This is a genomic window from Bradyrhizobium sp. USDA 4486, from assembly GCF_054057995.1.
In genome coordinates, this window is the sequence record NZ_JBSRZV010000001.1 from 4,953,786 (window position 1) to 4,975,066 (window position 21,281).

General features: G+C 59.3%; 17 protein-coding genes. 5 read left to right on the plus strand and 12 right to left on the minus strand.

From position 1 onward, the window contains the following. Nucleotides 1–4: 4 nt before the first annotated feature. Nucleotides 5–1,255 (minus strand): ABC transporter permease, encoded by a 1,251-nt coding sequence (locus ACVWY3_RS23715; protein ID WP_456840630.1) that lies wholly within the window; start codon nt 1,253–1,255, stop codon nt 5–7. Nucleotides 1,256–1,367: 112 nt separating this feature from the next. Next, the gene (locus ACVWY3_RS23720; RefSeq protein WP_456843440.1) at nt 1,368–2,462 is read right to left on the minus strand and encodes an ABC transporter ATP-binding protein; all 1,095 of its coding nucleotides are present in this window, start codon (nt 2,460–2,462) and stop codon (nt 1,368–1,370) included. 844 nt (nt 2,463–3,306) lie between these two features. Between ACVWY3_RS23720 and ACVWY3_RS23725 the strand changes: the two genes are divergently transcribed. Then, nucleotides 3,307–4,416 (plus strand): IS630 family transposase, encoded by a 1,110-nt coding sequence (locus ACVWY3_RS23725; protein WP_456840631.1) that lies wholly within the window; start codon nt 3,307–3,309, stop codon nt 4,414–4,416. Between the two features lie 524 nt (nt 4,417–4,940). On the opposite strand, the gene ACVWY3_RS23730 is transcribed toward ACVWY3_RS23725, so the two are convergent. The 3 genes from ACVWY3_RS23730 to ACVWY3_RS23740 all read right to left on the minus strand — a co-directional run bounded on the left by ACVWY3_RS23730 (nt 4,941) and on the right by ACVWY3_RS23740 (nt 8,161). Further along, the gene (locus tag ACVWY3_RS23730; protein WP_456840632.1) at nt 4,941–6,041 is read right to left on the minus strand and encodes a Zn-dependent alcohol dehydrogenase; all 1,101 of its coding nucleotides are present in this window, start codon (nt 6,039–6,041) and stop codon (nt 4,941–4,943) included. A 348-nt stretch (nt 6,042–6,389) separates the two neighbouring features. Further along, nucleotides 6,390–7,190 (minus strand): phytanoyl-CoA dioxygenase family protein, encoded by an 801-nt coding sequence (locus ACVWY3_RS23735; RefSeq protein WP_456840633.1) that lies wholly within the window; start codon nt 7,188–7,190, stop codon nt 6,390–6,392. A gap of 584 nt (nt 7,191–7,774) precedes the next feature. After that, nucleotides 7,775–8,161 (minus strand): hypothetical protein, encoded by a 387-nt coding sequence (locus ACVWY3_RS23740; RefSeq protein WP_456840634.1) that lies wholly within the window; start codon nt 8,159–8,161, stop codon nt 7,775–7,777. A 41-nt stretch (nt 8,162–8,202) separates the two neighbouring features. Between ACVWY3_RS23740 and ACVWY3_RS23745 the strand changes: the two genes are divergently transcribed. After that, nucleotides 8,203–9,642 carry an aldehyde dehydrogenase family protein gene (locus ACVWY3_RS23745; RefSeq protein ID WP_456840635.1) on the plus strand — a complete coding sequence of 480 codons (1,440 nt, stop codon included), beginning with the start codon at nt 8,203–8,205 and terminating at the stop codon, nt 9,640–9,642. 675 nt (nt 9,643–10,317) lie between these two features. Here the strand turns inward: ACVWY3_RS23745 and ACVWY3_RS23750 are convergent. Next, entirely contained in the window at nt 10,318–10,827 is a 510-nt protein-coding gene (locus ACVWY3_RS23750) for a hypothetical protein (protein WP_456840636.1), read from the minus strand. 263 nt (nt 10,828–11,090) lie between these two features. Between ACVWY3_RS23750 and tnpA the strand changes: the two genes are divergently transcribed. From tnpA to tnpC, 3 genes are all read left to right on the plus strand, one after another. Continuing rightward, nucleotides 11,091–11,492, plus strand: a complete 402-nt coding sequence (gene tnpA, locus ACVWY3_RS23755; RefSeq protein ID WP_456840637.1) for an IS66-like element accessory protein TnpA — start codon at nt 11,091–11,093, stop codon at nt 11,490–11,492. A gap of 50 nt (nt 11,493–11,542) precedes the next feature. Then, a complete protein-coding gene (gene tnpB, locus ACVWY3_RS23760; protein WP_456840638.1) occupies nt 11,543–11,746 on the plus strand; it encodes an IS66 family insertion sequence element accessory protein TnpB in 204 nt (67 codons plus the stop codon). A gap of 253 nt (nt 11,747–11,999) precedes the next feature. Then, on the plus strand, nt 12,000–13,664 hold the full coding sequence (gene tnpC / locus ACVWY3_RS23765) for an IS66 family transposase (RefSeq protein ID WP_456840639.1): 1,665 nt from the start codon (nt 12,000–12,002) through the stop codon (nt 13,662–13,664). Between the two features lie 304 nt (nt 13,665–13,968). Here the strand turns inward: tnpC and ACVWY3_RS23770 are convergent, their stop codons facing one another. The 6 genes from ACVWY3_RS23770 to ACVWY3_RS23795 all read right to left on the minus strand — a co-directional run bounded on the left by ACVWY3_RS23770 (nt 13,969) and on the right by ACVWY3_RS23795 (nt 21,227). Beyond that, nucleotides 13,969–14,814 carry a Crp/Fnr family transcriptional regulator gene (locus tag ACVWY3_RS23770; protein ID WP_456840640.1) on the minus strand — a complete coding sequence of 282 codons (846 nt, stop codon included), beginning with the start codon at nt 14,812–14,814 and terminating at the stop codon, nt 13,969–13,971. 734 nt (nt 14,815–15,548) lie between these two features. After that, nucleotides 15,549–16,784 carry an NAD(P)/FAD-dependent oxidoreductase gene (locus tag ACVWY3_RS23775; RefSeq protein WP_456840641.1) on the minus strand — a complete coding sequence of 412 codons (1,236 nt, stop codon included), beginning with the start codon at nt 16,782–16,784 and terminating at the stop codon, nt 15,549–15,551. 470 nt (nt 16,785–17,254) lie between these two features. Then, the gene (locus ACVWY3_RS23780) at nt 17,255–17,575 is read right to left on the minus strand and encodes a Rieske 2Fe-2S domain-containing protein (protein WP_456840642.1); all 321 of its coding nucleotides are present in this window, start codon (nt 17,573–17,575) and stop codon (nt 17,255–17,257) included. Nucleotides 17,576–17,712: 137 nt separating this feature from the next. After that, complete coding sequence (locus tag ACVWY3_RS23785; protein ID WP_456840643.1) at nt 17,713–18,717, minus strand: sterol desaturase family protein; 1,005 nt, start codon at nt 18,715–18,717, stop codon at nt 17,713–17,715. Nucleotides 18,718–19,893: 1,176 nt separating this feature from the next. Continuing rightward, a complete protein-coding gene (locus ACVWY3_RS23790; RefSeq protein WP_456843441.1) occupies nt 19,894–20,931 on the minus strand; it encodes an alpha/beta fold hydrolase in 1,038 nt (345 codons plus the stop codon). 2 nt (nt 20,932–20,933) lie between these two features. Continuing rightward, nucleotides 20,934–21,227: a hypothetical protein gene (locus ACVWY3_RS23795; protein WP_456840644.1), complete on the minus strand. Its 294-nt coding sequence runs from the start codon at nt 21,225–21,227 to the stop codon at nt 20,934–20,936. Between the last annotated feature and the right edge of the window lie 54 nt (nt 21,228–21,281).

Genomic DNA, 21,281 nt, shown 5'->3' on the forward strand with positions numbered 1-21,281 from the left:
GTTCTCACCCCATCTTGATTCGGTCGACGCCGAACTGTTTATTGAAGGCGTAGTAGAGCAGGAGCGTCGCCGTGAGCAGGATGGCCCCGAGGGCCGAAGCCATGCCCCAGTTGAGTTCTTCGTTCGTGTACAGGGCGACGAAGTAGCTCACCATCTGGTCTGACGGTCCGCCGACGAGCGCCGGCGTGATGTAGTAGCCCAGGCACATGATGAAGCTCAGGAGGCAACCGGCGGCGATGCCCGGCAGCGTCTGCGGGAAATAGACTTTCCAGAAGGCGTAGAACGGGCCGGCTCCGAGCGAGCGCGCAGCGCGGACATGGCTGGACGGAATGCTCCTCATCACGCTGTAGATCGGCAGGAGCATGAAGGGAATCTGAATGTGGGTCATGGCGACGACGGTGCCGCCCCGGTTGTAAATGAGCTCCGCAGGCTCCGAGATCAGATGCAGCGCCATCAGGATTTCGTTGAAGACGCCGTGCTGCTGCAAAAGGACGACCCAAGCCGTGGTGCGCACGAGCACCGATGTCCAAAGCGGCAGAAGGACCAGGATCATCAGCAGATTGCTGGTCCGGAGGGGCAATGAGGCGAGAAGGTAGGCGACGGGGAAGCTCAGGAGCAGGGACAGCGTTGTGACGCCAAGACTGATACCGATCGTGCGCACGAACATGTTCTGGAAGACGGCGGTGTCACGAGGCGAGGCCACGATCTGGCTGTCGGGTCCATACTGGTGGTCGACCGACCGAAGGAGGTAATAGGCCGTGTAGGCGGAGGTGCCGCGTCTTAGCATGCTCCAGACATCGTGCCGTCCCCAGAGCGGGCTGATCCCGATCAGCGCGGCCTTGTAGGGGCCGGATGTGAATTCGCTAATCTTGCTGGCGCTCAATGTCACTTGGCTAATGGCTCCAGGAAACTCGTAGTTGATCCGGGCACCAATCTGAGTGACGGTCTTCTGTTTCTCTGCGTCCTTGAGATCGGCTGCCAAGGCGGCATAGGCCGCTTCGCCGGGCAGATCCTTGCCGTCCCAACTCCCGAGATCGACCATTGTTCTCGGCATCCGGGTCAGAAGGACGTCGTCATGGACCGCGTTGAAGATCATTCGCCCGATCGGCACGACGAAAGTGATCAGGATGAACGCGAGGAGCGGAAGGACGAGCATGAAAGCCCGCGCCTTGCGTCGGCGTTCGACACGCTGCAGCATGACCCGCAGGGGAATTCCATGGTGGCCATCGATAGCCTGGACCGCCGCTATTGCCATTGAGCTCAATTCCTCTTCTCGTCGATCGGCCCGGAGAGGCCTCGAGCCCTCCGCGGTGCACTTCCTCGCCGTCGTATTTTGCGAACGTGCTCGCGGTGAAGCTCGGTCGTCGTCACGGCGCGTCGAGTGCCCGACAATCCTCCGTTTTCCAGCCGATGGTGATCGCAGCACCGGGCTCGACCTGCGCCATGCATTCCGAATTCGGCAGCTTGACCACAAAGTCATCATGACCGCAGACCGAAACCCGAACACGCTTGTGGTCGCCCAGATAGATCACTTCCGCGACCTGCGCGCTGAAGACATTGGGCAGCGACCCCGGCGTCGGGTTCAGTTTCACTCGCTCTGGCCGCAGTGATAGCACCGTCGACCGACCGACCGCCTGGACATTGATTGCCAGCGCCTGCACGGTGCCCGCCCCTGTAATCTCAACCTTGCAGGTCGCACCGCTCATCGCCACGACCTTGCCATGCAGCCGATTGTTCTCACCAATGAATTGGGCGACGAAGGCATTCTGGGGTCGCTCGTACAGCTCGGCAGGCGAGGCAAGCTGCTGGATGACCCCGTCGTTGAAGACCGCTATGCGGTTCGACATGGTCAACGCCTCGCCTTGGTCGTGCGTTACATACACCACGGTGACACCGAGATGCTCGTGGATATGCTTGATCTCGAGCTGCATTTGCTCGCGCAGCTGCTTGTCCAGCGCGCCGAGCGGCTCGTCCATCAGCACCAGCTTGGGATCAAAGACGAGGGCGCGGGCAAGTGCAACGCGCTGCTGCTGGCCGCCAGAAAGCTGAGCAGGCCGGCGCTTGCCATAGGCGCCGAGCTGGACCATGTCGAGCGCCCGCCTGATTCTAGCTTCGCTCTCGGCCTTGCCGAGCTGTCGGACCCTAAGCGGAAAGGCGAGATTCTCCTCCACGGTCATATGCGGAAAAAGCGCGTAGTTCTGGAACACCATGCCGATATTGCGCTTGTGCGGGGGCACGTTGTCGATCGAGCGCCCCTCCACAAGAATCAGGCCATGGGTGGGCGCCTCGAAGCCGGCGAGCATCATAAGGGTCGTGGTCTTGCCGGAACCGGAGGGCCCGAGCATGGTTAGAAACTCACCCCGACCGATGTCCAGATTGAGATCCTTAACGACCAGCGTTTCGCCATCGTAGGTCTTCTGGATGTTAGAAAACTTTACAAGGCCATTGTTCGAGCCTGGCATCGACCCTCCCTCTGGTGCCAGCGCTTCTCCTGCTACTGCGGCGCCGCTAGCTAGCAGACCACCATGTTCTTTTTTGACGGATTGGAGCTTGTTAAGTCCACGGTTGGTATCGTAGGAATAGGCAGGCACGAGGGATTCGGGGTTGATCAACGGCGTATCCTTCCCAACGACCCTTGGTTTTGCAACCTTGGGCTCGACACAAGCTTTTTTTTTGCTTCGGAAATATTACCGGGCGCCTTGGATTGAATTTCACTGATGTGCCCCTCGGGTTCGCTGAAATCCTGCGCCCGCTCCGCTGAGCGCGAGGATTTGCATCAGAAGCTCAATTGCGCGGCAAGGACCTTTGGTTCCGTGGGTAGCTCCTTGGATGTCGCCTGTGCGCTCGCCGATGACCCTACGGGTGCCGTCGCTTTCCTAATTCCTACGGCGACCAGCGGAGTGGCAACGGTGTGCGCAGAGATTCATCTTGCTGTGGCCGCCGATATGGGCACTTCATGGCGCCGTGCCGTCGATTGGTCTGGTTAGCACGCCACCGCGTCATTCAGCAGCACGACGCTCTGCGACTCCGACCCGATTAGCTAGCCGCCGTCGAATGTCAGGCGCAGGAGCTCTGCGCGCGTGATCTACCGCGCGGTCCGCCCTCCGGGTTCCACCGGATTTTAGAAGAGCAACAACGGCACGGCGACGAGGTTACGCTCGCGAACCGATGCGAGCGCCCTTGCATGTTGCCACCGAAGCGGGCGATGTGTCGAGATCGTGCTTATCGTACGCGTAGAACTAGTCATCTGGAACGCAAGTTCGTCGCATTAGTTGATAGCTCGAATCTCTGTAGAGGAGAGCGCTTGTGGCGAATGCAGGTATGAGAGGCCGGCCGATTGCGCCGTTAGTGCTGAGCCAGCAGGAGCGGACGTACCTGGAGAGGCAAGTTCGTCGTCATCGCGTTGCCCGGTCGCTATCTGAGCGATGCCGCGCGATCCTGCGATGTGCGGATGGCTTGCCAAGCAAGTCTGTGGCTGCCGAACTCGACCTCCACGAACACACCGTTGGGAAGTGGCGTCGCCGATTTTTGAAGGATCGCTGTGACGGCCTGCTTGACGAGGCCCGCCCTGGTCGCCCTCGAACCATCAACGACGATCAGGTTGCCGCGGTGATCGAGCGGAGGTTGCGGACGACGCCAGCCGATGCGACGCACTGGTCGATCCGCTCGATGGCTGCGGAAACCGGCTTTTCCCACACCACGATCCGCCGAATGTGGGCGGCGTTCGGCTTGCAGCCGCACCGTAGCCAGACATTCAAGTTATCGAGCGATCCGCTGTTCGTCGACAAGGTACGCGACATCGTCGGCCTTTATCTGTCCCCGCCGAACCGAGCCCTTGTCCTCAGCATCGATGAGAAAAGTCAGATTCAGGCACTCGATCGCGAGCAGCCGGTCTTGCCAATGATGCCTGGCGTACCGGAACGTCGCACGCACAGCTATGTGCGGCATGGCACGACCACGCTGCTTGCTGCACTTGATGTCGCCTCGGGGTTTGTCATCGGCAAATGCTACAAGCGTCACCGGGCGGTCGAGTTCTTGAAGTTCCTCAAAGAGATCGACGCTCAAGTCCCTGAAGGGCTCGATGTCCATATCGTCATGGACAATTACGCCACCCACAAGACACCCAAGATCAAAGCGTGGCTCGCCCGCCGGCCGCATTATCATATCCACTTCACGCCGACTTCCGCGTCATGGATCAATCAGGTCGAGCGCTGGTTCGCTGAGCTCACCAGAAAGCAGATCCAGCGAGGTGTTCACACCTCCGTCAGGCAGCTCGAGGCCGACATCCGTACCTTCATCGACCTGCACAACAAAAATCCCAAGCCCTTCAAATGGACCAAGTCCGCAGACCAGATTTTGGCTTCCGTCAAACGCTTCTGTCACAAAGCTCAGCAGACTTTATGTGGCGAACTTTAGATTCACGTGACTAGTAAATCCAGGATCGTGTCTTTGGGCGGACCAACGGGCGCGTCTACTTAGCAAGCCACGCGAGCGTATCGCTGTCGCCTTGCAGCGCCTGCATGACACCCATCCGGGTGCCGGCGATCGCACGCGCCGTATCGTTTCGCAGACGCGAAGCGAGCATGCGTAGAGTCGCCAACATGTCGCCGATCGTGGATCCGGGAGGCTCTCGCGCGGCGGTGTCCGTGAATTCGATGGCGATCCGAACAGTCCCGTTACCCAGCGCATCGACGATAACGATGGTGTGACACCACAGCTCGAGCGCTCACCCGCGCCGATCAGAAAATCCAACCACTGATGCGGGCTGCCGTTCGCGTACAACCAAAGATAACCGGCTTCCACGATCGCATAGCGAACTGTGCACCACGTACGAGACACGTAGGTCTTCGATCCCCTCGCCAGATTCAAGCCGCAAGCGCCCGAGCGAGGCGCTATGATGCTGCGCGTCGATCCAGCTGCGCGAGCGACGAACGCGTCATTCAAAACTCGATCACCGCGCGGATGTCATCGCCGGCAGCCAGCCGCGAAAGTCCGACATTGACCTCTTCGAGCGTAATTGTCGACGTGATGTACTCATCGAGTTTAAGCGCTCCATCAAGATAAGCGTTCGCGAGCAGCGGAAAGTCGCGCCAGGGATCCGCACCGCCGTAGCTCGACCTTATGATACGCTTTTCGCCCATGAGCGAACCCCAGCGGAACGTCATCTCTTCATCCCCCCGCAGTTTACCGAGCCAGACGACTTGGCCGCCGGGCCGTACCATCTCGACGCTCGCGCGAAATGCCGCGTGATTGCCCGCTGCCTCGATCACACAATCGGCGCCTCGCCCACGGGTAAGTTCAGTGTGTGAAGCCTCGAGCGTATCATCGGCAAGCAGCGTATGTGTCGCGCCGAGAACCGCGGCAATATTGAGCTTCTCACGCTGGCGGTCGACCGCGATCACGCGAGATGCACCTGCGAGCCGAGCGCCTTGCACCGCTGACAAACCGACTGCCCCGCAGCCGATCACAGTCACTGTCGCGCCTTTCTCAATCTGGGCGATATGCATGGCTGCGCCAACGCCGGTCATCACGCCGCAGCCGATGAGACAGGCCCGACTGAATGGAATATCGCGCGACACCTTCACGGCGCAGCGCTGATCTACAACGCACAATTCGGCAAAACTGCCCAAATAGGCCAACTGGTGCACTGGTTGGCCGCCTACGCGCTTCAGGCGTGGACGACCATCGAAGTGATACGATTTCGTGAAACCAGCTCGATACGGCTCGCACAGGATCGGCTGACGCCGAGTGCAATAGAAGCACTCGCCGCAATGCGGATTCCACGAGGTCACCACGTGGTCGCCGATCTGCACCTGCGAGACGGACTTGCCCGTCCACTCGATCACACCTGCCGCCTCATGGCCAGGCACGAAGGGCAGCAGCGTTCCAAGATCTCCCTGGGTCGCCTCGAGGTCGGTATGGCAGAGACTTGTTGCTTTCACACGCACCAAAACGTCGGTGTCAGAAAGGGAGGCGAGCTCTAATAATTCGATCGCGAGTGGCGCGCGCGATTCGGAGAGGACTGCGGCTTCGAACTTCACGGCTTTCCTTCAGAGTTGATAATAAGAAAATCAGAACTGCCCCACCGCCGCACGCACCGGTCCACACTTAGTCTTCGCGTTATACGATGCGTCGCTGGAAAAGCAGAAATGCTCCGTTCATGTTGGAAATTAGACTGCGCGCGATCCGCGGAAACCGCGCCCCAATCCGTTGAGTACGATTCGGGACGAACTATCACCTTTCGAGAACCGAGACATGAAGCGACTCTGACAGATTTTACGTCGTTCGCTCAGACGGATGCGTTAGATCAATCGGCTCACAACCAACACTCTTTTCGTGGCGGCAACGGCGCACGCTAGGCAGCAGCACCGCGCCTAAGACCATTTTTTTCAAATTTTCACATGCACCTTATGGTAAGATACACACTTGGGATCCATATCACACGATGGAATTGGTTCATGCTCAAACTCGCGGAAACTATCAACTCCACGCACCAGGGACGCCACTTGCACCACCGCGCTCTCACGATCGACCGGACGAACGTAGGTTGGTATGTAGCGAATGGCGAACCCGATCCGACGCTGGGTCTTAGATCGGTTCGGCGGCGAGCCGTGGACCAAGCGAACGTGGTGCAACGACATTTCGCCCGGCTCCAATTCAAGCACCTGAGATGAGCCCGGATCGACCTCGACAGCAATCTCCTGTCCTCGGGACAACATATTGTCCGTCGCAAAGGTGTCGCGGTGAGGAAGCTGGTCTTTGAGGTGCGTGCCAGGAATGACCTCGAGAGCTCCATTAGCCTTGTTACTTTCTGAAAGCGCGACCCACGCGGTAACAACGTCGGGACTAGAAAGTCCCCAATACGTCGAGTCTTGATGCCAAGACACGAAGGCTGGGTCACTAGGCTCCTTAATGAAAAGATCACTACCCCAGACCAACAGATTCTCGCCGTACAAATCTTCGATGGCATCAACTATCCGCTCCTCACGAACCAGCTCGTTCAGGCAGGCGAAGAGCAAATGAGGTCTTTTTAGGAGAGGCCCACTGAGCGGACCATCGGGACTTCTCTCGAATTCCTCAATCCGCCGCCTGATCGCAGCCGCGCGCTCAGTTGAGATTACGCGGATGCGTGGGACGTAGCCATGCTTGCGAAAACCTTCAATTTGAGCCGACGATAAGATTTTTGGCATAAAGGCCGCTCCCTCTAGCACTGTTGGCTAAGCACGCTTGACCTACAGATTAAGACTATAGCCATATCTCGATATTGATTAATGCGATGAACCGTGCGTTCCCGCTCAAATCCAGCGCTCCCGCGCGCTCTATGACGAATTTCGTCACCGACCATGGAGGGAATGTGTCAGTCCTCGTCGCCAGTGCGACCGTGAAAAGAAAGGTGCTTTAGGGAGCCTGTTCTTACCGCTTTGAGGCGCTCTGGATGGAATCCACCGCAGTCTCGCACGGCCGCGAACGGGCGCACTGGCGCAACTACACACGTCGATTAGACCGCTCGGATCGTCGATCGGCTTGGACGCATGGTGCGTAAGGTCGTGTCGGAGCTCGCTCTGACTCTTAAGTTCTTCAGTGATGAGCGTCCCGGAAGCTCCCATTGTTGCGATGGATTGCAGCCAAGAATGCGACGTCGAGCCACAGATGATCGGTGTACGATCATCTGACCTCTCGCTGAGTTGCCGCACGGCGCCGGAAGGAGGGCCGTGTCAACCTGGATGAGAGGATGCCGCCGGGCGTCTCGCGCGGGGGGCGTAGCCGGACCGTGCTACGAGGCGTGCAAGGCGCGATTTAGGAGGATCGCACCGTATCGGAATCGCGGCCACTCTTGATGGCCGCCTTCATGCCTGCCTTCAACACTACTGGCTCGAAATAGCGATTGTGGCGTCCCGATCGCAAGCTTCGCCGCTTCATGCAGTTGATCGGCATGCCCCCCGGCGTTAGTCAAAAACGCATGTTTCGGAAACTGAGGACATTTCATTTGCGCAATTTCTGCAACGATGCGCCGATTTTCGCGGCCTTTGGGCATCGAAGCCTCTTTATACTGATCGCCCGCGCTGGTGCGCGAATGGCCGGCCCCGTAGTGGAGGAAAACGTTACGGTCCGCTAAGCCTCCTTTGAACGTCACCCCCAATATGCGCGCTTCCGAGACCATTGTAGATCACTGGAGCTCGGAAGGCTCAAGGAGCAGACAGCATGCGCGAGTACCTGAAGTTCTACATCGACGGCCATTGGGTTGCCCCGGAGACGCCCAAGCAGATAGAGGTCATCAACCCCGTCACTGAGGAAGTGTGCGGCCACATTTCGGGCGGTTCGGTCGTTGATGTCGACAAGGCTGTGGCAGCCGCCAAGAAGGCGTTCACGACCTATTCTCAGACCGGGCGAGAAGAGCGAATCGAGCTCCTACAGCGCATCATAGTAGAATATAAGAAGCGCCTCGACGATATCGCAGAGGCCGTGACCGAGGAAATGGGTGCGCCCACGAGTTTGGTACAGCAGATCCAGCTTGCGGCCGGCATGTCAAGGTCGGCATCGTTCATACAGTCTTTGAAGACTTTCAACTTTGAGGAGGACCGTGGCGCGACGCGCATTGTCAAGGAGCCGATTGGTGTCTGCGGCATGATCACTCCCTGGAACTGGCCAATTGGCCAGATAATCAACAAGGTGATACCAGCACTCGCAACCGGCTGCACAATGGTGCTCAAGCCCTCCGAACAAGCGCCGTTCAGCGCCCATATCTGGGCCGAAGTCATGGACGCAGCTGGTGTTCCGCCAGGTGTTTTCAACATGATCAACGGAACGGGACCTGATGTTGGGGCCGCCATCGCAAGCCATGCCGGCATCGATATGGTCTCATTCACCGGCTCGACCCGTGCGGGGGTTGAGGTGGCCCGCAACTCCGCCGCAACGGTTAAGCGCGTCGCTCAGGAGTTGGGCGGCAAGAGCCCGAACATTATCCTCGAAGACGCCAACTTGGAAACAGCAGTTAGCGACTGCGTGCGCTCGGTGATGAGCAACTCCGGCCAGTCCTGCAACGCACCTTCCCGCATGCTAGTTCCGACAAAAAAGATGGAAGAGGCCGTCATCATCGCCAAGGGGGTGGCAGAAGCTACTACTGTCGGCGATCCGAACGGCAACGCCATTATCGGGCCGGTGGTAAATAAGGTCCAGTGGGAGAAGATCCAGCGCCTGATCCAGGCTGGGATTGACGAAGGCGCGACTCTCGTCACGGGCGGGCTCGGGCGTCCAAATGGCCTCGACAAAGGCTTCTATGTAAAGCCCACCGTTTTCGCAAACGTGAGAAACGATATGACGATCGCTAAAGAAGAGATTTTCGGGCCAGTGGTGGCGATCCTCAGCTATGATAGCGTCGACGAGGCGGTAAAGATTGGAAATGACACCGAGTATGGCCTGGCGGCCTATATTTGGGGTTCGGACATTAACAAGATCCGTATCGTAGCCTCGAAGCTTCGCGTTGGCCAAGTCTCGATCAATGGCAACGGCTTCGACCCGACGGCTCCATTCGGCGGCTACAAGATGAGCGGCAACGGTCGCGAAGGAGGTGATTACGGCCTCCACGAGTACCTAGAAACCAAGGCCATTCTTGGCTACACGCCCAAAGCGGCGGGTGAGTAGTAGTTCCTGGAACGATGTCAAGCCGCAGAGGCCTCCTGGTCGCCGTGATTCCCCGTCTGTGGGGGGGGCCAGCCGAGGACACGCACCTCTTGAAAACAAATATAGACGCTGCAAGGAGATTGCTTGCCTCCCGCTGTGTGGTCGAGTAGCCCGGCCATTCGGCTTTGCCTTCTCCCTTGCCATCCAGGGACTGGTTCCTCCAGTTCCACACGAAAGACCGCATCCGCTTCACGCCCCGCGCTCATCTTCCACGGTAAGTTGTTCATTGCAAACTCATTCCGTGTGCATCTGCAGCACACCCCGCAACCGGCTCTTCCCGAGAGCAATCCGCGTCATATCCGCCGCACCCATGCGTGAGGTGATGCGTGGAGTTGGCAGCCGAACCGTCAGGATTTCGAGCTCCAGCCAGCGGAGGCGGAAGCTGTTGGCTGCTGGATAGTTCTGGGATCGTAGCCGGTGTGCTCGTGCGGCACGGGGGCAAGGTGCTCAAACTCGATCATCCACCTCATGGAGCGTTAGGCCGAAGCTGGCTTGCCGCGCCCTGCGGACCAAGAGCATTTACCGCGCGTCCGCCTTGCTCTCGAACCCCATGACGAAGTCGTCCGTATAGTGCACGATCACGATGCGACCGCGTGCACGAGGATGACGCTATTGATGAGTCTAGAGATCGAGGATCTAGTGCAGGAAGATGTTGGCAAGGAGCAGGCTGATGCCCTGCCTTTGCGGCGTGCTCATGCGAAAGATACGAGGATCGGCGAACCTGCCAGCTATCGACGGCACGTTGATCTTATGCCCTAGCACGTCCGCTCCAAAGCCTCTGTCAATTCGCCACCAGCACAGCCGCTGCGGTCGACCACTCAGAACTAGACTAGTCAGCCGGCTGATCACGAGATGCCGCTCGCTTGGAGAGTTTTGCTTCGGCATGTCTAGAGAGGTTTGAACCGGCATTGACATCAGCGCAGACATGGGCCCGTTTGCTGCCGAGACGTTCTGGATCTTGCGCAAGCTCGCCCGCAGTGGCTTAGGCCGCGTGAACCTGAGGATGCCGGGGAAGGCATCAAAGCGGCTCTTAGCGAGGCGTTCAAAAAAAGCCGCCTGGCAGCTGCGGCGTGTGCACTTCATGCCCAACGTCCTGGCGCATGCAGGCAAGAGCGGCCGGCGCGTCGTCTCCGCCTTCATCGCCATCGCTTTCGCCGGATGCCAAAGCGACCGAGACGGAGCGGCGCGAGGTCGCCGACAGCTCCATCCCAAACTGCCAAGATCGTGGCTTTCATGGAAGAAGCTGAGCCCGACGTACTCGCTATGCGAGTTTCCGGCTCCGCACCCGCCAAGCGACTAATCCGATCCAACGCTTCAATATTCACATCAGCAGTATCCCTCGGCGAAAGGCCGTCTTGTTTGACAAACGCGATCGCTGCAGGTCTTAGGGGTAATCCTGGAGAAGCGCTATGACGATTTTGAGGGCGGAGGTGATCACATCGGTCGAGCGGCGGCGCCGGTGGTCGCAGGATGAGAAAGAACGGCTTGTTGCAGCATCGCTCGAGCCCGGCGCCAGTGTTTCCGAGGTGGCTCGCGTGGCCGGGCTTCATGCGAGCCAGCTGTTCAGGTGGCGCAAGGAGCTTTGCAAGCACGCTGAAGCGAGTATAGCGCCGTTCGTTCCGGTCGAGATTGGATCGTCTGTGCCGCCGCGGGAGGTGGCCGAAGCGCCATTGACGACGACGGCGGCGCGTCGAGGGAAGAGCCAGGGCATCATTGAGATTGATCTTGGTACCGGGCACCGCATCCGGGTCGATGGCGACGCTGATGGAGACGCGCTACGTCGTGTTCTCGATGCTTTGGTCCGCCGATGATCCCGGTTCCGACGGGCGCGCGAGTGTGGCTCGCGACAGGCTACACGGACATGCGCCGAGGCTTTCCGTCGTTAGCACTCCAGGTGCAGGAGGCGCTGCGCAAGGACCCACTCAGCGGTCATTTGTTTGTCTTCCGCGGTCGCCGCAGCGATCTTGTGAAGGTGATCTGGCACGGTGGTCAGGAGCCTGCTTGTTCACAAAAAAACTCGAGAGAGGAAAGTTTATCTGGCCATCGGTTGCCGGTGAAGCGGTAACGATCTCGCTGGCGCTGCTTCCTGCGCGATACTCAACTTCATACGAAGCAGGAATGCCTCGACCTCGCTGGCCGATCTTCCTGATCACTCGATATGAGCGACCCCACAAAGGATGGTGGGGATCCTTAACCTCGACTACCTCAGGAGATGATTCGGGATCGATTGGCGCAATCCGCAAGCAACCCAGCGTCCGATGCGGGTCGGATAATCGTTTTGGGTTTGAATCTGATGCTCGATCTGATTCAATTGCTTCATGACATCGAAGCCGAGCGATCTTCCGTCGGATCTCGCGAGCGCCTACCTTGCGCTGCTGGCCGAGCGCGAGGCGTTGCAGGCTGAACGCGATGTGGCGGTCGCGGATGCCGCCAACGCGCGGGCGGAGCTGTCGGACAGCGAAGTGCTGATCGCTCATCTTGAGCTACGGATCGAGAAGCTCAAACGCGAACTGCACGGGCAGCGCTCCGAGCGCACGGCGCGGCTACTTGAGCAGTTGGAATTGGAGCTCGAAGAACTCGCCACCACGGCGACCGAGAATGAGCTGGCTGCGCAGGCTGCCGCGGCAAAAACCCAGAGCCTGAGCGCCTTCACGCGCAAGCGGCCGGTGCGCAAGCCGTGGCCGGACGACATCGAACGTGAGCGCGTCGTCATCGAGGCTCCAACGACCTGCGCCTGCTGCGGTGGATCGCGGTTGGCGAAGGTCGGCGAGGATGTGACCAAGACGCTGGAGGAGATTCCGCGTCGCTTTAAGGTCATCGAGACGGTACGCGAGAAGTTCACCTGCCGCGATTGCGAGAAGATCAGCCAGCCGCCGGCACCGTTCCATGCGACGCCGCGCGGCTTCATCGGCCCACAATTGCTGGCGACGATTCTGTTCGACAAGTTCGGCATGCATATCCCGCTCAATCGCCAGAGCGCGCGCTTCAAGTGCGAGAGGATCGACCTGCCGTTGTCGACGCTCGCTGACCAGGTCGGCCACGGAACCTTCGCCGTCATGCCGCTCTTCCAGCTGATAGAGCGTCATGTACTCGCAGCCGAGCGCCTTCATGGCGACGACACCACCATCCGCATCCTGGCGAAGGGCAAGTGCACGACCGGCCGGATCTGGACCTATGTGCGGGATGACCGGCCCTACGGTGGGCCAGCGCCGCCGGCTGCGGTCTATTACGCCTCGAGCGATCGACGGGGCGAGCATCCCCAGAAGCATCTGGCCGCCTTCGCGGGCATCCTGCAAGCCGATTGCTATAGCGGCTTCGACCCGTTGTTCGACCCGCAAAGGAAAGCGATGCCGATCACGCCGGCATTTTGCTTCGCCCATGCGCGGCGGGGCTTCTTCGAGCTGGCCGACATCGAGAAAACCGCTCGGGACGGACAGAAAGGCAAACCGATCTCCCCGATCGCGCTGGAGGCGGTCAGGCGTCTTGACGCCCTGTTCGAGATCGAGCTCGCCATCAACGGCCGCAGCGCCGACGAGCGGCGTATTGTGCGCCAGGAAAGAAGCAAGCCGCTGCTCGACGACATGCACGGCTGGCTACTCCGCGAGCGAGAAACCCTCTCGCGCTCCTCCGAGGTCCTAAAGCTCATGAATTACATGCTCAGGCGCTGGGCCGACTTTGCCCGCTTCCTCGACGATGGCAGGATCTGCCTCAGCAACAACGCCGCCGAAAGAGCGTTGCGCGGCATCGCCCTGGGAAGGCGCAACTGGACGGTCGCCGGGAGCATGCGCGGCGCCGACCGGGCCGCCATCATGCTGACGATGATCACGACCTGTCGCCTGAATGACGTCGATCCCAAGGCCTGGCTCGCCGACGTCCTGGCCCGTATCGCCGATCTTCCTGCTTCGCGTCTGCACGAACTGCTCCCTTGGGAATGGAAGCTTCTGCGCCAAGCCGGCAATCCCGACGATCAGCAAGCCGCCTGACCCTCACACCATCATACAGCTCGCCACGCCCGCGCGTAAGTGTCGATCAGGCGGCCTTCGTCGTATGGGTACGATCAGCAGCGGAACAAGTCGTCATCTTCGACAATGAATACACCATGGTCCGCCCCGTCGCCGCGATCCTCCTCGAACAGGACGAGGAGTTGCGGGCCGTCCCATGCGCCTGCCAATTGATACTGGAAAATATCTCGACAATTGAGCGATGAGCCCAGTCGGCGGTCTGCCGCTGTACAGGCTTATTCCTTTGAACGCCGGAGTACCGGCGGTCCGCCCCAGTTAGACCAAGTCACGAGACGCGCGTCTCTGGATCGATGGCTGAAATGACGGGTTCCATTGAGGCATAAGCGCTTGAAATAAGTCGGTAGCAACTACATGCCTTTTGCTTGAGGCGCGAGCGCTCCTCAATCCGCAACACACCTCGCGTTTTGCGGATCAGTCCTTGCTCCTCGAATCGGATTAGCGATTCTGTTACCCCAGCACGGCGCAACCCTAGCACAGAAGAGAGGTAATCATGTGTAACCGGTAGCACATCAGCATCAAGAGCATCACTCGCCAAGCACAGCCAGCACGCGAGCCGCTTCTCGCGATCATGTCGTACGCCGCATAATCCTGTCTGAGCGCAATGTAAGCCTAGCGCTTGGACGTAGCGAAGAAGATGCTCCCGGATTTCAGAATGCTCGCAGAATACGCGTCTCAAATCTGCGACGCTGATCCGGTGTGCAGTCCCGGGCAAGAGAACAACAGACTGATGCGTCGCGAGATGCCCGCCCACTAACATCGAAGCTCCGACGGCACCTCGATGTCCTATCACTGCTGTCTCGAGAATGCTTCCCGCCGCGACAATCCTCAGTGAGATAAGTCCGGACTCTGCAAAATAGACATGATCAAGGTGCCTTTTGGGCTCTTGTAGTACCATGCGCTCTCTCAGCACGATTGGCTCAAGGAATTCGCCAATAGCCGCGAGCGCTTGAAGTGAGAGATTCGTGAGAATCGTGTTTTTGACAAACCGGCTCATGCTGGAGCGTGGCGTACCCGGCCGGTGAAGCATGTGATGTGCGCCGGATGCGTGCTTGAGAGCTGCGGATCCGGAGCTATCGGGCACCTCCAGGACGGCGGGTACGTGGTCGGTCATACGGTCTGTCTCCTGCTCGGGGAGTTCCGACTTTGATCAAACACTTTAAGATCACGAACTAGTGATTCTAACTTTATCCATGCGCGGATCCCGATTCGTGCAATAGCAACGTTGTCGACGATTAAATCCTGCAATCGAACGCCAAACCTCGACGATATTTGAACTCACTATGTATTTGCATACCCGCCCTCCTCCCGGGCATCGGGAGATCGTTCGCGGCTCCACCAGAGAGCGTCCTTCCGCCGGTGGGCTACTTAGTGTCCCGTTTCGAGCTTGGGTCATCTCGACCCAACGTTGCTGCCCCGACGACGCCGGCGGGCCTGGATAGTTTGGGCAGCCCTATACCCGCAGAGAATGCGCGCTGCCGGTTAGTTCCGTTCTGAGCCTTGGATCGGCCAGCACCTGCTGACCGGCCTCTACCTGACTAAGCCGCGGCTGCAGCTTGTACTGAGTGGCGGAACCGCGCAGCGGATGCCAGCTGCCGCGCCGCGGATTGCCGTCCTGCTGCGTTGGCCCCGCGTGCGGGAGTCAATCTTGTAGCTGCCGCCCGTGAGTACGATGCGCTTTCGAGGTCGACGAGGACGGGTGTTTGTGGCGAGCGCTTGGATGCGGTCCCTGCGTATTTAGGGCAGGTTATCAGCAGGCCTCCGGTGGGGAGGCCGCTGCCCCGAGCGGGCTGGCGGTGGCTGAAAGTCAATCCGCTTGTCGTAGCGACGTACGGGCAAAACTTGATCCTAGGCCAGTAGAGATTTGATACTCACTGCGGGGTCGGTGAGCGCCCCAGCGTTGGGAGCAAGCCGCCTGCTGATCATCATCTCGGCGAAGCGTATTTCCTTGGCGATTGCGCTCAGTCGGCCAAACCCGCATGCGGCGACTAGGCGACCGTCGGCGGCCAGGTAGAAGAAGAGCTGCCCCTTCTCGCCTAGACTTTTAGATACTAGGACGTCCTCTGCATGATACAGCCCCGCTATTTGGAGCGTCTCGTCGTATTGATCGGACCAAAACCACGGCACGTCCTCGTACGGGCGTTTTGCGCCCAATATATTGGCTCCTGCCGCTGCGCCTTGTTGCTGCGCGTTGCGCCAAGCCTCCAACCTGATCCGCTCACCATAGAGCCGATGTGGGAACGAACAGCAGTCGCCTGCTGCAAAAATGTGGGGATCCGAAGTAGCCAGCGTCTCGTCCAGCACGATACCGTTGTCGACGACCAATCCCGCCGCCCCCGCAAGTTCGACGTTCGGCACGACGCCGATCCCAACGAGCACCAGATCGGCGAGATGCGTGCGGCCGTTCGTGAGCACGACGATTGAGCGTCCTTCGCTCGCATCGATTCGCTCGACAGTGGCGCCGAGATCGATGCGCACACCGGCGCGCTCGTGCTTAGCCTTGATCAATTCGGCCAGTGGCTCCGGAACTGCCCGCGTAAGCAGCCGCGGGCCGGCCTCGACCACGGCCACCGACGCGCCTCTCAACGAGGCGCTCGCGGCAACCTCTAGCCCGATGAAGCCGCCACCGACGACGACCACCTGGCACCCTCGCCGAATGATTCGACGGATGGCCAACGCGTCGGTATAGGTGCGCAGCGTCGCGATTCGGACTCCTGCAGCGGTCGGAACGGTCAATCTTCGGGGGCGGGCGCCGGTGGCTAGCAACAGTCGTTCGTAGGTCAATTGCATCTCACCCGAGAGCATGACTGTGTGCGTCCGGCGATCTATCGACTCAACGTTGCGTCCACCGAGATAATCAATTGACAACTCCAGTAGGCGTTCAGGCGTGACGAGCAGCTTGGGTCCGGGGTCCACCTCCTCGATCAGGATCGCCTTGGATAGTGGCGGCCTCTCATATGGCAGCATATTTTCGTTGCCGATCAGGACGACCCTGCCCCGCCAGCCGCCCTTGCGCACGGCGATCGCGGCAGCCGTACCGGCCTCGCCTGCGCCGACGACCACAATAGCGGGTTCGTTGCTCAAGCTACCGAACCATCTTCGAGAGAGAAATGCGCATCGAGGCCTCACGCTCGACGAAGTCGCGTTGTAGGGAGTTAATCAACAGAACTTCCTTCTTGTTGTCGGTGATGTAGTTGGCCTCCCATCTTTGATGCCATGGGGCCACGGCCCGAATCCGGGCTGGGCCCAACATGACCTCGAGCTGTATCTGCTCGAGGGATCCCGTGCGGCCGCAAAACGCGCCTGGGGCTGGTGGAGCACCGGCCCACCAGGGCCGCGTCCGTGTCAGAGGTCGGGCACCATAAGGACCGCCAGCGTGTGAGATTCATGAATTTGGTCCATGATATTGAGAGTGAAAGGGAGTACTGCCTGTTGCAGTGCGTGTCGAAATGATTGGAATGCCAGACTCGTGTGGCATTACTCCGTCGCCCAGAGCGAGCGCATTACACGGAGGCTGCTGCGCGACAAATGGTATCTCCCGGCGCTGCTCCTACTTAGATCTTGATGAACACAGTGCCGCCTTCGACCTTGACTTCATAGCTGCGCAAATCGATGCATGCGGGCAGTGCGCGGGCCTCGCCAGTGCGGTAGTCGAAGGCTCCGAAATGTTTGGGGCATTCAATGATATGACCGTCGACAATCCCTCCCGCGAGATGCACTTTCTCGTGGGAGCAGTGGCCATCGATCGCGAAATAGTCGCCATGCGGCGAGCGAACAATTACAAACGTGAGACCACGGTGGTCAAATCGGAGCATCTCTTCTGGCTCCAATGCATCTGTGGCGCAGGCCGCCACCCACTCTTCTTGGGCAGGCAATGTGACTTCCTCTTAACTCCCGCCGCCCGACCGCGAAGGACATCCGCCGTCGATTCTGGCACTTCCCCATCAGATACCTAGCTGCCCGCACGCAGGCACGCGCGCAGAATTTGGAGCATATATCCAACCATCAACCATCAACGTGATACGCTACGCGCAAACTTCTTCTTAGCCTTCATCCGCTCGTGCATCGCCTCGTCAGCTTCCGGCGAACCATCATGCGCTGTGCCGAACAACTCGTCGAACGGGAACAGCCGTTCACCATAGTTAACTTCAAAGTACTTGTGGTGCAGGTAATGATAGAAGTTGTCATTAAGCATATACTTGTCGTCGCCCGTCACAATCCCGTCGAAACCGAGATGCCCCCTTGCCGGCCCCACCGCCGAGTGAATCAGATGATACATTGCGTGCAGAGGATGCGACGGCACGAGGAAGTAGATCAGCACTCCGGAGAAAAAGAGGATGTGTTCGACCGTGTGCATAGAGAGGCCAGACCATGGCCCCGGATTAACGTTGTTATGGTGCACCTTGTGGACGTAGTCATAGAGCGGCCCGACATGGACCAAGCGATGGATCAAATAGAAGTGCAGCTCACGCCACGCCGGTACGAGTAACATCAATGCGATGAAGTAAACCGGTCGCGTCGCCAAGTCGACATGGGGAATGTAACCGTTCGCGAACATCCACCAAGTGAATACCTCGTACGCCGTCAACACTGGCACACCACTACACATCGTCCAGAACACATTCTCAGCGGTCTGGCTTCCGAATAGGAATGTCGAATTGTCCGTATCTGGCCATTTCGGATTGTACTTAAAGACAACCTGCTGATGCCGCCGGATGTAAAGGAGAAAGTGGAAGCCGCCATAAACCAGGAGCACCAGCACTGCATTGCGAATGAGGATCAGCGATATCCAGCCGGCGCCGAACTCCCGCATCGCTTCTAGCGGAGGTGTCAAATAGAGCCACGCGACCAGCGAGAGCGCGAAGTAGATCGTATTCGAGGGCCACAGATACCCGAATAGCCAGCGCAGGAAATGCTTCGGCTGGACCGGCCAGACGAAGACTGGAGCACGCTTCAGCTGCCTATTCGGCGTCCAGTTTCCCCGTTTGTCACGTGTTCCATAAAGCGTGTCGTCCAAGTCTCTCTCCATCGTCTTGCGGGAGCGCGCATTCTCGCGAGGCGCGCTGCTCAGCGACGCTCGTCAGATGCTTTGCATACCAGTTCAAGATTATGACGAGAATTCACTCTGAATTAATGCAAAAGTCCGCGCGCTGACGATCAATTCCGGCGTTCGAATGCGTTCGTGGACGGATTCCATTGAAAGGACGCGCCAGCGTCTGCTTTGCAGCGCGATCTCTTTCATATGCCTGGGAGAGCGCACTTCGATTTGAGAATTGGACCTACGAGGCTGCCAGCGTCACGGTCGAGTAGCTCAGCCATTCGCTTCGCCTCACAGATCCGGGCAGGCGGCTTTCCTGTACCGGCTCTTCCCGAGAGGAATCAGCGTCATATTCGCGCCGGCGGCGATCTGTGAGAGCGGTGCGTGGAATTGGCAGGCGAACGTCGGGGGTCTCGAACTCCGGCCAACGCGCCGTCTTTTCTGCTACGCCGTCTTAGACGGCGCAGCTAATTTAGCTTCCGACGCAGGCAGGTCGGACCTGTTGAGCGCTGGATAGTTTTGCGGCTCGCCATGTGGCCTTAGCACCCGCGGAGCACGGCGGCGAACCGCTCGTATTGCGCGGCCACTGGCCCATGCATGAAGCGCCTAGCCTTCTGACGCAAGACCGACAACTTAGTCGACAGGCGTTTCCCTTGGTTGTGAACCGGGCATTTCAGGTCCGCTCGCGGTAGGGGGGAAGCCGAGGACGACGAAGATCTCGGGCTGCCGCTCTCCCTGACTCGAGAGAACCGTCAAAAAAGCGACTTGTCCCTCCGGGGCGAGTTTTACAAGAAACTCCAGCCGTCAACAGTCGTCCTTCCGGCGGCGACTGCCCTCGAACTCGCGCGACTTGACTCCGACGAAATCGGAACTCAGCAGGAAACATCAGTTGCGACCGTTGGTCACCATGAGCGTGCCTGGAGCGGACCACGGGGGAATAGAAAGCAGGTGGCAGGCGCTATGCCATGCCACCTGAGCGATGCTGGTCGCCCTTCAAAGAATGGGCCAATCCGCCCCCGCCCTCGGTCGCCCGCTGCGCTCTAGATATCGCGAGCGACGCCTGCTCCCGTCCGCTAACTCGGCCTGAGCCCATGAACGGTTTTCTCGCCAGGAACGGCTCTTAGGCCCTTCATACTTTGGTTGTCTCGCCTTAGCCTAGTGCCGGGGCTCGTTATCGCGTAGAAAGCGGCCGATTGCGTCGTTCAGCATCTCAGCGCTCTGTGGCTGCGCCTCAGAGGCAACCAAATGCCCGCTGGCGAAGGGCAGGCGCAGCAGCTCGACGCGGCGGATATGCTGCGCTGCCCAGAGGCCCGCTTCAACGGGGTTATAAAGATCGAGTAATGGCACGGCTACGAGCGTAAGCGCGCGAATCGAAGTGAGCGCCTTTTGCGTGTCGCCACCAAAGCCTGGCGATGTGCCGAGATCGTGCGAGTCGTAGGCATATGACTGATAGATCCAATCGAGCGGATCGCAACACTGCGCGGCCATCGAGCGCGTGCACTTGGCAAGCCACGCTAAGGTATCGCTCGTCGGATCTTCGCTTGCGACATCGGCAGCGAGTTGCGACGGGGAGCGCTGCGCGAACACGTACATCACCGTGACCCAAGCTTCCCAGCGCTCTTCGGCCGTCGGCAGATCGCGCGCATTCGCGAGCGCGAGACGTCCCGCATGGTTAATAGCTTGCGACCACGGCGCCGTCTTCGCCATCGGTACGAGCGCGACGAGGCGACTGGCGAATTCTGGGTACGAAACGCCCCATTGCAGCGCCTGCATGCCACCCATCGAGGCGCCGACAATCGCATACACCGAATCGATTCGCAGATGCCAAGCGAGCATGCGCTGACTCATGATCATGTCTCGGATCGTAAAGCGCGGGAAGCGCTCGCGCGGCTGCGTCCGCGAATTCGACGGAGAGGTTGAGAGGCCGTTGCCAAGCGCATCGATCATGACGATGGTGTGATGCGACGGATCGAGCGCGCGCCCTGCGCCGATTAGAAAGTCCAGCCGATGATGCGTGCTACCGATGGCGCAGAGACCGAAGATTACCGGCTTCGCGCGATGAAGGGAACCGTGCACAACATACGAGACTCGCAAATCGTCAATGGCATCGCCTGATTCGAGCGGCATACGCCCAAGCGAGGCGACATAATGCGGCGCGTCGATCCAGCCCGGCGCGAGTGGCGGATGCACCATCGTCAAGGCTCGATCATGACGCGGATATCTTCGCCGGCGGCGAGTCGCGCGAGGCCTGGGTTGACGACGGCAAGCGCAATTGACGTCGTGACGCACTCGTCGAGCTTGAGGGACCCTTCGAGATACGCGTTCGCACGCCACTGAAAGTCATGCCATGGATTCGCCTTACCGCAACTCAACCGCATAATGCGCTGTTCGCCCAAGAGCGTATCCAAACGGAACGCCATTTCTTCGTCACTCCGCAGCGTACCGTGCATTGTCGTCACGTGCCCCAAATTCATCGAAATGGTCCTCATGTCGCGAAGGCTCCAGATTCCGGGCCTGTGCCGAACGGCCCAGCCGGAGTAACG